Annotated in this window: 13 protein-coding genes and 1 tRNA gene; 8 read left to right on the forward strand and 6 right to left on the reverse strand. The window is 73.0% G+C overall.

Features of this window, described 5'->3' with window-relative positions:
- Positions 1-195: 195 nt before the first annotated feature.
- Positions 196-1,101, forward strand: coding sequence for a peptidoglycan-binding domain-containing protein (locus R4Z62_RS09370; RefSeq protein ID WP_491519541.1), 906 nt, complete (start codon positions 196-198; stop codon positions 1,099-1,101).
- 267 nt (positions 1,102-1,368) lie between these two features.
- Here R4Z62_RS09370 and R4Z62_RS09375 read toward each other — a convergent pair whose 3' ends face one another.
- Positions 1,369-2,028, reverse strand: a complete 660-nt coding sequence (locus R4Z62_RS09375; RefSeq protein ID WP_064532968.1) for an HAD-IA family hydrolase — start codon at positions 2,026-2,028, stop codon at positions 1,369-1,371.
- A gap of 297 nt (positions 2,029-2,325) precedes the next feature.
- Complete coding sequence (locus tag R4Z62_RS09380) at positions 2,326-2,904, reverse strand: TMEM165/GDT1 family protein (RefSeq protein ID WP_018570600.1); 579 nt, start codon at positions 2,902-2,904, stop codon at positions 2,326-2,328.
- 382 nt (positions 2,905-3,286) lie between these two features.
- Between R4Z62_RS09380 and R4Z62_RS09385 the strand changes: the two genes are divergently transcribed.
- From R4Z62_RS09385 to R4Z62_RS09395, 3 genes are all read left to right on the forward strand, one after another.
- A complete protein-coding gene (locus R4Z62_RS09385) occupies positions 3,287-3,961 on the forward strand; it encodes an HNH endonuclease family protein (protein ID WP_064532971.1) in 675 nt (224 codons plus the stop codon).
- Between the two features lie 635 nt (positions 3,962-4,596).
- Entirely contained in the window at positions 4,597-5,049 is a 453-nt protein-coding gene (locus tag R4Z62_RS09390; RefSeq protein ID WP_026252992.1) for a DoxX family protein, read from the forward strand.
- 239 nt (positions 5,050-5,288) lie between these two features.
- A complete protein-coding gene (locus tag R4Z62_RS09395; protein ID WP_491519542.1) occupies positions 5,289-5,927 on the forward strand; it encodes a DedA family protein in 639 nt (212 codons plus the stop codon).
- Positions 5,928-6,053: 126 nt separating this feature from the next.
- Here R4Z62_RS09395 and R4Z62_RS09400 read toward each other — a convergent pair whose 3' ends face one another.
- Both R4Z62_RS09400 and R4Z62_RS09405 read right to left on the reverse strand, forming a co-directional pair.
- Complete coding sequence (locus R4Z62_RS09400; protein ID WP_355477592.1) at positions 6,054-6,290, reverse strand: DUF2277 domain-containing protein; 237 nt, start codon at positions 6,288-6,290, stop codon at positions 6,054-6,056.
- A gap of 41 nt (positions 6,291-6,331) precedes the next feature.
- The gene (locus tag R4Z62_RS09405) at positions 6,332-6,859 is read right to left on the reverse strand and encodes a GNAT family N-acetyltransferase (protein WP_491519543.1); all 528 of its coding nucleotides are present in this window, start codon (positions 6,857-6,859) and stop codon (positions 6,332-6,334) included.
- Positions 6,860-7,007: 148 nt separating this feature from the next.
- Here R4Z62_RS09405 and R4Z62_RS09410 point away from each other — a divergent pair, with 148 nt between their 5' ends.
- The 4 genes from R4Z62_RS09410 (at position 7,008) to R4Z62_RS09425 (ending at position 10,042) form a co-directional block, all read left to right on the forward strand.
- Entirely contained in the window at positions 7,008-7,373 is a 366-nt protein-coding gene (locus tag R4Z62_RS09410; RefSeq protein ID WP_491519544.1) for a DUF8825 domain-containing protein, read from the forward strand.
- 93 nt (positions 7,374-7,466) lie between these two features.
- Positions 7,467-7,538, forward strand: a tRNA-Val gene (locus R4Z62_RS09415).
- Between the two features lie 226 nt (positions 7,539-7,764).
- Positions 7,765-8,535: a DUF4097 family beta strand repeat-containing protein gene (locus R4Z62_RS09420; protein ID WP_064532976.1), complete on the forward strand. Its 771-nt coding sequence runs from the start codon at positions 7,765-7,767 to the stop codon at positions 8,533-8,535.
- 85 nt (positions 8,536-8,620) lie between these two features.
- Entirely contained in the window at positions 8,621-10,042 is a 1,422-nt protein-coding gene (locus R4Z62_RS09425) for a hypothetical protein (protein WP_491519545.1), read from the forward strand.
- A 39-nt stretch (positions 10,043-10,081) separates the two neighbouring features.
- Here the strand turns inward: R4Z62_RS09425 and R4Z62_RS09430 are convergent, their stop codons facing one another.
- Together R4Z62_RS09430 and R4Z62_RS09435 are read right to left on the reverse strand one after the other, a co-directional pair.
- Positions 10,082-11,215 (reverse strand): amidase domain-containing protein, encoded by a 1,134-nt coding sequence (locus tag R4Z62_RS09430; RefSeq protein WP_491519546.1) that lies wholly within the window; start codon positions 11,213-11,215, stop codon positions 10,082-10,084.
- 175 nt (positions 11,216-11,390) lie between these two features.
- Positions 11,391-12,686 carry a polysaccharide deacetylase family protein gene (locus tag R4Z62_RS09435; RefSeq protein WP_355477596.1) on the reverse strand — a complete coding sequence of 432 codons (1,296 nt, stop codon included), beginning with the start codon at positions 12,684-12,686 and terminating at the stop codon, positions 11,391-11,393.
- Positions 12,687-12,757 lie beyond the last annotated feature (71 nt).

Consider the following 12,757-nt stretch of genomic DNA (forward strand, 5'->3'; position numbering starts at 1 on the left):
GGGGTCGTCGGTGCGGGCTCGGGGGCGAGTGCGGCTCCCGTTGCCGCCGAGGGCGAGCGCGCCGGGGGCGCCGGGGCCACCCGGGCCGAGGCGGAGACCCGGCCGGTGCCCGTCGTGCCCGTCGTGGACGGCGCGGGCGGCGCTGAGGGCGCGGGGGGCGCTTCCCGTACAGCCTCTGCGGACGGTGCGCCCGGCATGAGCGGCGCTCACGGCGCGCCCCGCGCGGACGCCGCCGAGGGCGCGGGCGCCGCGCACGGCCTGGACGGCGCGCACGGCGCACACGGCCCGGACGCCACCATGTCGCTGCGCGCCATCACTCCGCCCGCCCTGCCCACCCCGCTGGCGCAGCGGGCGGGTGCGCCCAGCGCGTCCGACCTGAGCCTGTTCGACGCCCGCTCCACCCGGACCTTCGAGGCCGTGGACCCGTCCGCCGGGGCGGACGGTACGGGCGACGGGCCGGGCGGGTCCCGTCGGCGCCGGCGCCGCCCCGCCGCTGTGATCGCCGTGTCGACGGCGGTGGTGGCGGTCGTCGCGGCGACCGCGTACGCCGGCGGTCTGTTCTCGTACGAGTCCCCCGCGCGCGACGGCGCGGCCCAGGACGTGCGGGAGGGCATCCCCGACGGCCCGGCGCCCACGGTCCCGCCGTCCGCGCCGACGAGTGCCGCGCCGGTGCGCTCGCCCTCGCCGTCCGTGTCGGCGACCACGTCGCCCTCGCCCAGCGCGAGCATGTCGGCGTCGGCGTCGGCGTCGCCCTCGGCCACCGGCCACTCGCCGACGCCCTCGGGATCCCCGACCGGCGCCGCCGTACCGGGGCCGGGCACCGCCTCGCCCCCGCAGAGCCCGCCGAACACCCTGGCCACCGCCTCCACGCAGCCCGCCGGGTCCCTGCGCCGGGGCGACCACGGCCCCGCGGTGCGCGACCTTCAGGAGCGCCTGACGCGGCTGTACCTCTACACCGACGCGATCGACGGCTACTACAGCCGCAGCGTCGAGGACTCGGTACGCAACTACCAGTGGGCCCGCGGCATCACCTCGGACGGCTTCGGCGTGTACGGCCCGGCGACCCGAGCGAGCCTGGAGGCGGAGCCGACGCACTGGTGAGACGGGGCCTGCGCGGTCGGCGGCCGGGGCCAGCGGTCGGCGACCCGTGACCGGTCGACGACCGCTCGACGGCCGGTGGCCGGTCAGCGGCCGATCCGCGACTGGCCCACGCCCGGCAGCCGGTCCGTGACCGGTCCACGGCCACCCGGCGGCCGGTCCACGGCCGGCCTGCTGCCAGCCCCCAGCCCAGCGCGCCCAGCGGCCGGTGACCGGTGACCAGTGACCGGCCTACCGGCCAGGCGGGCGGTCAGCCCACCAACTGGACGATCAGCCCAGGTGCAACCGCACGGTCCCGTCCCCCACCGGCTCGACCCGGATCTCGGTGAGGTCCCGCACGACCGCGTCGGGTTCGTGGAGGGCGGCGCGCGGGCCGATGCCGATCACGCGCATCCCGGCGGCCCGGCCGGCGGCGATGCCCGCGCCGGAGTCCTCGAAGACCACGCAGTCGGCGGGCTCGACGCCGAGTTCGGCGGCGCCCTTGAGGAAGCCCTCGGGGTCGGGCTTGCTGGCGCCCACGGACTCGGCGGTGACCCGCACGTCCGGCAGCGGCAGCCCGGCGGCGGCCATCCGCGCGGTGGACAGGCCCACGTCGGCCGAGGTCACCAGGGCGTGCGGCAGCCCGCGCAGCGCGGCCATGAACTCCGGCGCACCGGGCACGGGCACCACGCCGTCCATGTCCGAGGTCTCCTCGGCGAGCATGCGGGCGTTCTCGGCGATGTTCTGCTCCTGGGGGCGGTCCGGCAGCAGGAGCGCCATGGAGGCGTGGCCCTGGCGGCCGTGCACCACCTTCATCACCTCGTCGCCGTCCAGGCCGTGCCGGTCGGCCCAGCGCCGCCAGATGCGGTCGACGACGGCGTCCGAGTTGACGAGGGTGCCGTCCATGTCGAGCAGGAGGGCGCGGGCGGTGAGCACGGCGGTGGCCGTCATCGGCAGCTCCAAGGTGCGGAGGGGCGTGCGGAGGGGCCCCGGCTGTCCCGCCGGGCTTCCCGGAGGGGACAAGGCGGCCCCGCCCGCCGGTCAGGGAGAACGGGCGGGAGCCACTTTGTTTCCCCACGGTACAAAACGAGACCGGCTTCCCGCCACCGCCCCGCACACCCTTCACCGGACTTCATCGGAAGTTCAGCTCCGGGCCGGGCGCCGGGACCCCGGGGGCACCCTCCCGGCACGCCCCCGGCGCACACGACCGCGTGCCCGCGCGCACGCCCCGCGCGCAAGCCCGGCGGCTCAGCTCACCGCCTCCCACAGGCTCCACACACCGAGCGCGATCATCAACACGGCCGCGATCTTGGTGATCAGCCCCAGCGGCACGCGCCGCATCAGCGCCTTTCCGCCGACGATGCCGAGACCGGCGACCGCCCACAGCGCCAGCACCGCGCCCACGCCCACGGAGATCGGGTCGTCGTAGCGGGCGGCGAGGTTCGCCGTCATGATCTGGGTGAGGTCACCGAACTCGGCGACCAGGATGAGCATGAAGCCGGTCCCGGCGACCTTCCAGAAGGACTGGTCGGCGGGCTTGCGGATCTCCTCCTCGTCGTCGCCCTTCTTGAAGAGCAGCACGGCCGCCCCGCCCAGGAACAGCACGCCGGTGAGCGCGTGCACGATCTGCTGCGGCAGCAGGGTGAGCACGCTGCCCGCCGCCACGGCCAGCACCACGTGCAGCAGGAAGGCGGCGGCGACGCCCGCGAAGACGTAGGAGGCGCGGTAGCGGGTGCCGAGGACGAGTCCCGCCAGGGCCGTCTTGTCCGGCAGTTCGGCGAGGAAGACGACGCCGAAGACGAGCGCCATGACGCTGAGACTGATCACTGTCCCTCAATCGGTCGGGCCGCCCCGCCGAGAGTGCTGTGAACTGTGCGACAGACGCCTCGGCAGGGCAGCGCACTGATGCGCCCGTGCCGTGGGCACGGGCGTGCACTGCTTGCCGAAGGTCTCGCTGGCCGGCCGGGACGGTGTCCGCGGTCTGCCTCCGGGCGCCGGCTCAGCGTGGCTGAGCAGTATGTCGACGGTCCGGCGAAGAGCTACTCCCCTTCTGCGCCGTCCATGCTACGCGACGACGAGTTCCGCTCCGGACCTTGTCTTGTCATGGACGCGTCACTAACTTCTCACCGGACGCACACCCTCCCGCAACGCGGCGCCGCGAGCATTCCCACGCTCGCGCCCAAAGCCCCCACCACGCAAGGGAGTTCACATGGCCCGCATATTCCGCCGCCGGTCCTCCGCACCCTCGTTCTACGCGCGTCGACGCGTGGGCATCCTCACGGCGCTGACCGGCCTCCTCGCCTCCGCCGCGCTGATCAACCCCCCGGCCGCGTCCGCCGCCCTCCCCACCCCGGTCAGCGCCGCCACCGCCCGCGGCTACCTCGCCTCCCTCACCGTCGCGACCGAGAACCGCACCGGCTACGACCGCTCCCTGTTCCCGCACTGGATCACCATCAGCGGCAGCTGCAACACCCGCGAGACCGTGCTGAAGCGGGACGGTTCGAACGTCACCACCGACTCCTCCTGCGCCGCCAAGAGCGGCAGCTGGTACTCCCCCTACGACGGGGCGACCTGGACCGCCGCCTCCGACCTGGACATCGACCACGTGGTCCCGCTGGCCGAGGCGTGGGACTCGGGCGCGAGCAAGTGGACCACCGCGCAGCGCCAGGCGTTCGCCAACGACCTGACCCGCCCGCAGCTCATCGCGGTCACCGACAACGTCAACCAGGCCAAGGGCGACCAGGACCCCGCCACCTGGGTGCCGTCCCGGTCGGCGTACGTCTGCACGTACGTCCGCGCCTGGGTCCAGGTGAAGTACTACTACGGCCTGTCGGTCGACTCGGCGGAGAAGAGCGCTCTCCAGGGCTACCTCGCGAGCTGCTGAGCACCCGCCCTCCATCACCCCTTCCCGGCCCTCCGCACCCGCCCACCCCCTCGCACCCCCCCTCCCCCCCACACACCGCGCCACCCGCCCGCCCTCCTCCGTCACACACGCCCTTCGGGGCCGGCGGAGGAGGGCGGGCTTCGTCGTGGACGGGGGCCAGCGCGGCGGGTGCGTGGCCGATCCGCATCGCCCCCGCATGGCGCGATCCGAGCCATCGGGCCGCCGGCGCCGCACCCGGCCGTGGTGGTTCGGCCATTTGTTCGTTAACTCGACGCCCGTCGACGTTCGCCCCGGATGCGTCCGGCGCGCCTCCGCGCGCAGGCCGAGCGCGCCCGGGGAGCCCCGCCGCGAGCCGTAGCGGAGTCCGCCGCACTCCCGGCCCGCCCAGTGGTCCAGCAGGTGGCACACCCCGTTATTCACCAGGTTGTCCACCCCTCGGCTGGTTCGCGCACTTCGCTTAATCCGCTGCGTACCGGAGCAAACGGAATCGGAACCGCACCCCCAGCATGGCCAGATGTTGAACTTGCAAGTACAGATTAGGTCGACCTAACCTAGGTCACTCGTTCGGATGCGTCCCCCAGCCGGTCCCCTCCCCGGGCCGGCCTTGACCGAAGGAGAACCCCCACATGACCGGCCTGACCGGACGTCTCAACTCCGCGCAGCCCTATGTCCTCGGCCTGTTCCGCGTCGTCGTGGGACTGGTGTTCTTCTGCCACGGCGCCGCGTCCCTGTTCGGCGTGCTCGGCGGTGCCGCGGGCACCCATGGCGGCACGCTCTCGGCGGGCACCTGGCCGAACTGGTACGCCGCGGTGATCCAGCTGGTCGCCGGTGCCCTGGTCGTGCTGGGCCTGGGCACCCGCGCCGCCGCGTTCATCGCCTCCGGCTCGATGGCCTTCGCCTACTTCGACGTGCACCAGAAGGCGGCGCTGTGGCCCATCGAGAACGGCGGCGAGATGCCGGTGCTGTTCTGCTGGTCCTTCCTGCTGCTGGTCTTCACCGGCTCCGGCGCCTTCGCCCTGGACGGGCTGCTCGCCCGGCGCTCGACGCAGCGTCAGCCCGCCGCCGAGCAGACCCCGGTGGCGGCCTGACGGCGGGCGCGGGGCTGCCGGTCCCACCCGGCAGCCCCGGCCCCGGGCCGGTCCTCCCGCGCACCGGCCCCGGCCTCCCCGCACACCCCACAGGGGCCTCTGCGAACACATGAGCCCCCGATGAATCCCCTGTCACACCCCGGGCGTACGCTGTATGGCTGTTCACAGACCGCCCCTGCCGCTCCCCCGCGACAACGCGGCACACGGTCCGGTCCCCGGGGGAGTCGAGGGAGTTCGCGGTGCTGGAGAGTGTGGCGAGGGTGGGGGCGCTCACCGGCACTCCGTGGATCTATGTCGCGGTGACCCTCTCGGTGCTGCTGGACGTGTTCCTGCCGGTGCTGCCCAGCGGGGTGCTGATCGTGACGGCGGCGACGGCCGCCGCGGCGGGCACGGGCGCCGCCGCCGGGCATGTCCCGCACGACGTGCCCGACATCCTCGCGCTGATCCTGTGCGCGGCCACCGCCTCGGTGCTGGGCGACCTCTTCGCCTACCGCCTCGCCCGGCGCGGCGGCGAGCGGCTGGACCGGGCCCTCGCCCGCTCCCGCCGCCTCAGCACCGCCCAGGAGCGGCTGGGCGCCGCCCTCGCCCGGGGCGGCGGAGGCGCGCTGGTGGTCATCGCCCGCTTCGCCCCGGCCGGCCGCTCGGTCGTCTCCTTCAGCGCGGGCGCCGCACAGCGCCGGGTGCGGGAGTTCCTGCCCTGGTCGGCGCTGGCCGGGCTGTCCTGGGCGGGCTACAGCGTGGCCCTCGGCTACTTCGGCACCCGCTGGCTGGGCACCGCCTGGCTCGCCACCTGCGTCTCGGTGGCCGCCCTGTTCGCGGCCGGGGCCGCGGCGGCGTATCTGATGCGCCGCACCCCGAAGGCGCGCGAGGCATCCTGAGTCACCGCCCCCCCGGCCGTCTCAGGTAAGGCTGACCTCACCGCACCCCGGAGCCCGGGGCGCGGAGGCCCGTCGGCCGCCAGCCCGTCGGCCGCCAGCCCGCCAGCCCGCCAGCCGCGGCGCGCCTCACCCGGCGGCCCGTCGCGCCGTACCACCACCCCGCACCTGAAGTCCCGCCAGCAACTCCGCCGTCGCCGCCGTGACCGCCTCGACCGCGCGGTCGAAGACTTCCTGGTTGTGCGCGGCGGGCGCGCGGAACCCCGAGACCTTCCGGACGTACTGGAGGGCGGCGGCGCGGATCTCCTCCTCGGTCGCCTCCTCGGGCAGGGCGGGCGGGCGCAGCGTCTTGATGCTCCGGCACATGCTTCCAGTCTCCTCCCGGTCCCGCGGGACCGTCGGTGCCCTCATTCGCCGCCCGGGGACTCGGCGTCCAGGTCGGCGTACCAGTCGTTCGACGTGATCGGGTGGCCCTTCGGGTACTCGAAGGCGACCGTGCCGCGCAGGGTGAACCCGGCGCGGCGGCAGACCGCGTTCGAGGCGGTGTGCTCCAGGCGCGGGTACGCGTGCAGGGACCGGTGCCGCCCGGCGGCCCGCGCGCGGCCCATGACCGCCCGCGCGGCCGCCGCCGCGAGCCCGCGCCCCTGGAATCCGGGCGATATCGCCCATCCCGTCTCCCAGACGGTCCCCTCGGGCCAGGGCCGCTCCCAGAAGCCGATCACCCCCGCCGTGCGCCCGTCGTCCGCCGCCACCACCCGGTACATCCCCCCGGCGGGCAGTTGCAGATAGCGCCGGTGGCGCTCGGTGAGCTTCTCCTCGCTCTCCGGGCCGCCCAGGTGCTCGGTCATCTCCGGGCTGTTGTGCAGCCGCAGCAGCCAGAAGTCGTCCTCGCCCCACGGCTCCAGCCGTACCTTCGTCTCGTCCGCCTCACCCATGACGCCCTCCCCTTCCGTCCTTCGTCATCCCATCCCCGTCACCGTAGGGCAGGGGTCTGACAACGGGCCGCGACCGGCGGATTCATCGAACGCATGAACCCCCTCGCGCGAGTCGCCAGCGAAAATCGAACAGGCGTAGCATTGCGGCGTGGCTACGCCCTATGACTTCCCGAGTGACCTCCTCGCCGGCCAGGAGGAGCTGCATCAGGTCCGGGCCGAGCTGTCGGCCCTGCTCAAACGGCTGCCCTGGTCGGTCCAGCCGCTGGACGGATTCAGCGACGACGGCGGCTGGCGCAAGGTGGAGCGCCCCGCGTCCCCCGGCTGGTCCGCCGACGACCAGGCCGAGGTGGAGAAGCTCCGCCGCCGCGAGCACGAACTGGCGGTGTTCGTCACCACGCACCGCTACTGGTCGGCCTTCAGCGGCCCGGACGCCGTCGCCGCCCGTACCCGGCTCAAGCACGCCCGCGAGGACCACGAGCGCTCCTCGCGCGGGGACGGACCGGGCGACGGGTGATGCCCGCTGGTCACCGGGGCGCCGCGCCGCCGGGCCCGCCGGAAGGGGTTTGCGGGACGGTCCCCTCGTCAGGGTAGGCTGTCCACTCGTCCCGGGTGCGTAGCTCAGGGGTAGAGCGCCTGCCTTACAAGCAGGATGTCGGCGGTTCGAAACCGTCCGCGCCCACCGGCCGCGTCACGTCACGTCGTGTCACGCGAACCCGAAGGCCCAGCACCACGGGGTGTCCCGAGGAGCTGGGCCTTCGGTGTGCCCGGGGCCGTCGTAGGGGGGTTACCCCCACCCCCGACCCGGCAGTGAACCGCATTCCCCGCCCGGTCCTCCTCTTCTACGGTCGTGGGAGACCGCAGCACGAAGCGCCGAGAGCGCTGTTCCGCATCTGGGGGAGACCGACATGTCCCGTTCCGTTCCCGTCCGCGCCGCCGCCGTGACCGGTGTCGTCGTGGCCCTGCTCGCCACGGCCACCGCCTGCGGGGGCTCCGCGGCGGACGACAAGGACCCCGAGCAGCACTCCTTCTCCCTGCACGGCCGCACCCTGACCGTGGACTCCGACGACTCGGCGCTGGAGATCGTCTCCGCCGACGGCGTCAAGGCCGGAACGGTCCAGGTCACACGGTGGTTCAAGGGCTCCGTGCTGATCGGCGACGACCCCCATGTGACCTGGTCCATGAAGAACGACCGGCTGGTGCTGCGCCTGAAGTGCTCCGGGATCGTCACCGACTGCGACGCCCGGCACCGCATCGAGGTGCCGCGCGGCGTCGCCGTGAAGGTGCGGGACGGCAACGGCAGCGTGCGGGCGCAGGGCTTCAAGGACCCGCTGACCGTGCGCACCTCGAACGGGCCCGTGCACATCACCGACTCCACCGGGCCGCTGGACCTGCGCACGTCCAACGGCTCCGTGCGGGCCGAGGTCGCCGCGCGCCAGGTGCGCACCACCACCAGCAACGGTTCCGTGCACCTCGAACTCGGCGCCGTGCCCGACCTGGTCGACACCCACTCCTCCAACGGTCCGGTGACCGTGGCGCTGCCCGGCGGCCGGTACCGGGTGACGACGGAGACCAGCCACGGTTCCACCCATGTGTCGGTGCCCCGGGACGACTCCAGCCCGCACGTGGTGTCCGCGCGGACCTCCAACGGGAGCATCACGGTGCGCACGGCGAACTGACCGGCCCGTGTGTTCGTCCTGTACAGGTGGGAGAATGAACCCACGCTGATTCAGGCGGGGCGGACGACGGCACGGGGAGAGGAATGTGACGGCCACACCGGCGGGACGGGCCACGGCGACGGCACCGGTACCAGCGCGGCGGCCGCGCACGCCCGCCCGGCGGGCCCGGCCGGGTGCCGGACCCGCCGGGCGCGCGGTCGACGTGCTCGCCCTGGCGGCGCTGCCGCTGCTGGCCGCGCTCGCGCTGCCCGCCGCCTTCGCGGGCGGCGGCACCCGGCGCTGGTTCGGCGGCCGGGCCGAGAGCCAGCGGGCCGAGGCGCAGGCGGCCAAGGACGCGGCGGCGAGCGCCTTCTACGAGCTGGACACCGCCCAGCGCGACCTGCGGATCTCGATGGAGACCATCACCGCCGTCGACGACTCGCCGGCCGCCCGCCGCGCGGTCGCCGACTTCGAGGCGCTCGGGCAGCGCATCGACCAGGCCAGCGGCCGCTACATCCAGGCGGTCGACGCCACCGACCTGGACCGCGACGACCTGGAGGCGTCCGCCGCCTCCCGGGCGCGCGCCGATCTGACCGCCGCCAAGGACGAACTGCTGAACGTCAAGCGCGAGCTGGACCGTTTCAGCAGCGGTCTGGGGCCGCTGCTCGGCAAGGCCGAGACCCAGCTCGCGCGGCTCGCGCCCGCCGTGGAGCGCGCCCGGCAGGCACTGCTGGCCGCCAGCAACGCGCTGGACGCGGTGCGCGGCGCCGGCCTGCGGGCCGACGACCTGGCCGCCCGGCTGGCCGCGCTCGCCCCGGAGTTGACGAAGCTGAACCAGGGCGCGGGACAGCACGGCGTGCAGCCGACGCTGGAGCGGGCCGAGCGGGTGTCGCGGGAGGCGGCGGCCATCGGCGCCGAGGCCGGGCGGCTGCCGGAGAAGGCCGCCGAGATCGACCACCGGCTGGTGTCGCTGCGCACCCGCGCACAGGCGCTGACCACCCGCAGCGGCCAGGTGGACCCGATCCTGTCCGAGCTGCGGCGGCGGTTCACGATCGCCTGCTGGCAGGACCTCCAGCAGGTCCCCGAGCAGGCCGCTCAGAACGTCCGGCAGGCCGAGGCGAAGCTGAAGGAGGCGCAGGCCGCGCGGGACGCGCAGCGCTGGCCGGACGCGACCGCGCTGCTGTCGACGGTGCGGGCGCTGCTGAACACCACCGACGAGGCGGTCTCGGCGGCCGGGGACCGGCTGGACCGGCTGAACGCGGTGCAGAAGGACCCGCAGGGCGAGATCGAGAAGACCCGGTTCGCGATCCGGGACGCGCAGCGGCTGGCGATGACGGGGCGTACGACGCCCGATCCGCGGCACGCGCGCCCGCTGGACGACGCGGTGGCCCGGCTGGAGCGGGCGATCACGGGCCTGGAGGGACGGCACCCGGACTACTGGCACTTCCTGACGGAGACCGACACGGTCCGGCGGACGGCCGCCCGGGTGGTGGCGCAGATCCGCGAGGAGCGGGGAGCCGGCCACTGAGACGAGGCCCCGTCCGGCCGGCTCCCGCTCCCGCGCGGCTCAGGTGCGATAGGCGAAGTAGTTGGCGTTCGGGTAGGAGGCGATGAGGCTCGCCACCGACCTGTTGTAGGTGTTGGTGGAGTGGTACGACACGTACGGCACGCCCTGCGGGCTGCGGTAGGTGACGATCATGGAGTGGTCCTTGGACCCGTCCCGGTTGAAGTCCACCTGGAGCACGTCGCCGACGTCCATCTGGTAGACGTACGGCAGGCTGGTGGCCCGCTTGGAGGACAGGGCGAACCAGGAGAACTCGTTGACCCCGACGAACGAGTCCGACTGGATCTCGTTGTTGCCGAACCAGTTGTGGAAGTCGTTCGTGTAACCGGGGACGTGCTTCCAGCCGCCGGCCTTCAGGGACTGGCTGACGAAGTTGGTGCAGTCGCCGCCGGCGCCCTGGCCGTCGAAGCTCGGGTAGTCGGGGTTGTACTTGCTCCAGTACTTCTGCGCGTACGCGGCCATGGCCTGGTAGTCGTACGTGCCCGACGTCAGGTTCTTCTTGTTGGCCGGCGCGTTCTTCGCCGTGGACGAGCGGGTCGCCTCCGGCGGGTTGCCGTCGTCGGCGGGCGTCTCCGGCTTGGTGGCCGGCGGCGGCGCGGGCTGGTTCACGGCCACGCCGTCGTCGGTGTCGTGGATGCTGGTGAGCTGCCAGTTGCCGTGCTTGTCGGCCTGGAAGGACAGCTCGTGGTGGGCCTGGAAGCCGGTGTTCTTCGGCTCGTTGCCCCGGACCCTGGCATAGGTCAGCGTCGTGTTCTCGGTGACGGCGACCTTGGCGTTGCGGCCCTTGACCTGGGTGGCGTTCAGCGTGACGGTGGTGCTGCCCGCGCTGTACTTCTCGCCCAGCTTCTCCAGCCGGTCCTTGCGGCCGCGCAGCTGGCTCAGCGCGGAGTCCTCGTACTTGGACTGGGTGCCGGACAGGCGGACCTTGCCGGAGAAGCGCGAGGACAGCCGCTGGTGGTGCCCCTGCTTCCCCTGCTTGCCGCCCTTGCCGCCGTCGACCAGGGCCTCGGTGCGGTCGGTGAAGACCGCGTCCGCCAGCTTCTGGAAGGTGGCCTTGGTGGCCGCGTCGACCGTCGGGTCGTCGGTGACCGCCGCGCCCGCGCTCCAGTTGGGCACCAGCACGACGCCGGCGACCACGGAGGCGGCAGCGGCGGTGACTATGGTGGCGCGACGCCGCTTACGGCTCAGTTTTCTTGATTTCAATGATGATCCCCTCTACGCCGGTACACCTACCGGGCGGACGCATCTTCGCATGGGGCGAGCGCCGGTTGTGAAGAGGGTGTGCGCAAGTGGAACCAAGGGGTTACACGGGTCACTTGACCACCGTGGACCAGTCCGGCGACTGCGCCGGATCCAGTCCGCGCAGGGCTTGCAGGGTCGCCGGCTTCTGCACGTCCATCCAGTCCGCCAGCTCCTTGAACGACACGCATTTGACGCCCTGTTTGGTGCAGACCTTCTTGATGACCTGGTCGATGGACTTCATGTAGATGCCGCCGTTCCAGTCCTCGAAGTGGTTGCCGATGAACAGCGGTGCCCGGCTGCCGTAGTAGGCGCGGTTGAAGCCCGCCATGTAGGAGTCGACGGTCTGCTTCTCCCACTGCGGGTACTTGGCGGGGTCGCCCTTGGTCTCGCCCGCCGACTGGTTGTAGAGGAAGTTGAAGTCCATGGACAGGCCCTGGTACTTGCCGTCCTCGTACGGGAGCATCTGGAGCGGGAAGTCCCAGATGCCGTTCTTCTTGGCGGGCCAGATCTGGAAGTCGCCCGGCGAGGACGCGTCGTAGCGCCAGCCGTAGTCCTTCATCGCCTTGAGCAGGTTGGGCTGGCCCTCCAGGCAGGGCGCCCGGCCGCCGGTGACCTCCTTGCGGAAGTCGAAGGGCAGCGGCGGGATGTCGGTGAAGCCGGTGTTGGTCTTCCACTTCTCCACGAAGTCGTAGAACTGGTCGATCTCGCTCTTCCACTCCTCCACGCTCCAGTCGCCGCCGCCCTTGGCGCCGCAGAAGTGGCCGTTGAAGTGGGTGCCGATCTCGTTGCCCTCCTGGTAGGCCGTGCGCAGCTGGCCGAGGGTGTCGCGGATGTGCTCGTCGGTGGCGTAGTCGATGGCCGCGTCGCCGGGTTCGTGCATCGGCGGGTGGTAGAGGGTCTTCTTGTCCTTGGGCAGCAGGTAGATGCCGGTGAGGAAGAAGGTCATGTGGGCCTTGTACTGCTTGGCCAGCTCCCGGTAGTGCGAGAACAGGTGGTCGCTGCCCTCCAGGGCGCCGTCCCAGGAGAACACCACGAACTGCGGCGGCTTCTCGCCCGGTTTGAGCGGGACCGGCTTGAACTCTCCCTTCTGCGGGCCCGTGTAAGAAGTGGAGCCGTCGCCGAGCACCTTGACCTTGCCGTCCCAGGCGGGCTCCTTGCTCGCCGTGGCCGACGGGACGGGGCCCCTGGTGGCGGTCCCCCCGGCCCCGTCGGACGCGGTGGGCGCGGTGGAGTCGGGGCGGGTCAGGGCGAGGAAGCCGGCCACCACGGAGGCGACGACCAGGAAGGCGGCCAGAGTGATGAACTGCGGTCGGGTGGGTCGGCGGCGTGCGGGCGCTTTGCGGCGTCGGCCGGGGGGCGGCTTCATGGGCGGCTCGAATCTGCGTGGTGGGCTGCGGGAGTCTGCTGCGGGGAGCGGGCGGCTCGCGGGTCAGCCGT

It is taken from the genome of Streptomyces sp. PL-25 (assembly GCF_058344915.1).

What these genes read in the sequence shown, in the direction of transcription:
- R4Z62_RS09385 (WP_064532971.1), top strand. Translation starts at nt 3,287, where the DNA reads ATGGCCCGCATATTCCGCCGCCGGTCCTCCGCACCCTCGTTCTACGCG.
- R4Z62_RS09405 (WP_491519543.1), bottom strand. Translation starts at nt 6,859, where the DNA reads ATGGGTGAGGCGGACGAGACGAAGGTACGGCTGGAGCCGTGGGGCGAG.
- R4Z62_RS09400 (WP_355477592.1), bottom strand. Translation starts at nt 6,290, where the DNA reads ATGTGCCGGAGCATCAAGACGCTGCGCCCGCCCGCCCTGCCCGAGGAG.
- R4Z62_RS09370 (WP_491519541.1), top strand. Translation starts at nt 196, where the DNA reads ATGAGCGGCGCTCACGGCGCGCCCCGCGCGGACGCCGCCGAGGGCGCG.
- R4Z62_RS09420 (WP_064532976.1), top strand. Translation starts at nt 7,765, where the DNA reads ATGTCCCGTTCCGTTCCCGTCCGCGCCGCCGCCGTGACCGGTGTCGTC.
- R4Z62_RS09375 (WP_064532968.1), bottom strand. Translation starts at nt 2,028, where the DNA reads ATGACGGCCACCGCCGTGCTCACCGCCCGCGCCCTCCTGCTCGACATG.
- R4Z62_RS09435 (WP_355477596.1), bottom strand. Translation starts at nt 12,686, where the DNA reads ATGAAGCCGCCCCCCGGCCGACGCCGCAAAGCGCCCGCACGCCGCCGA.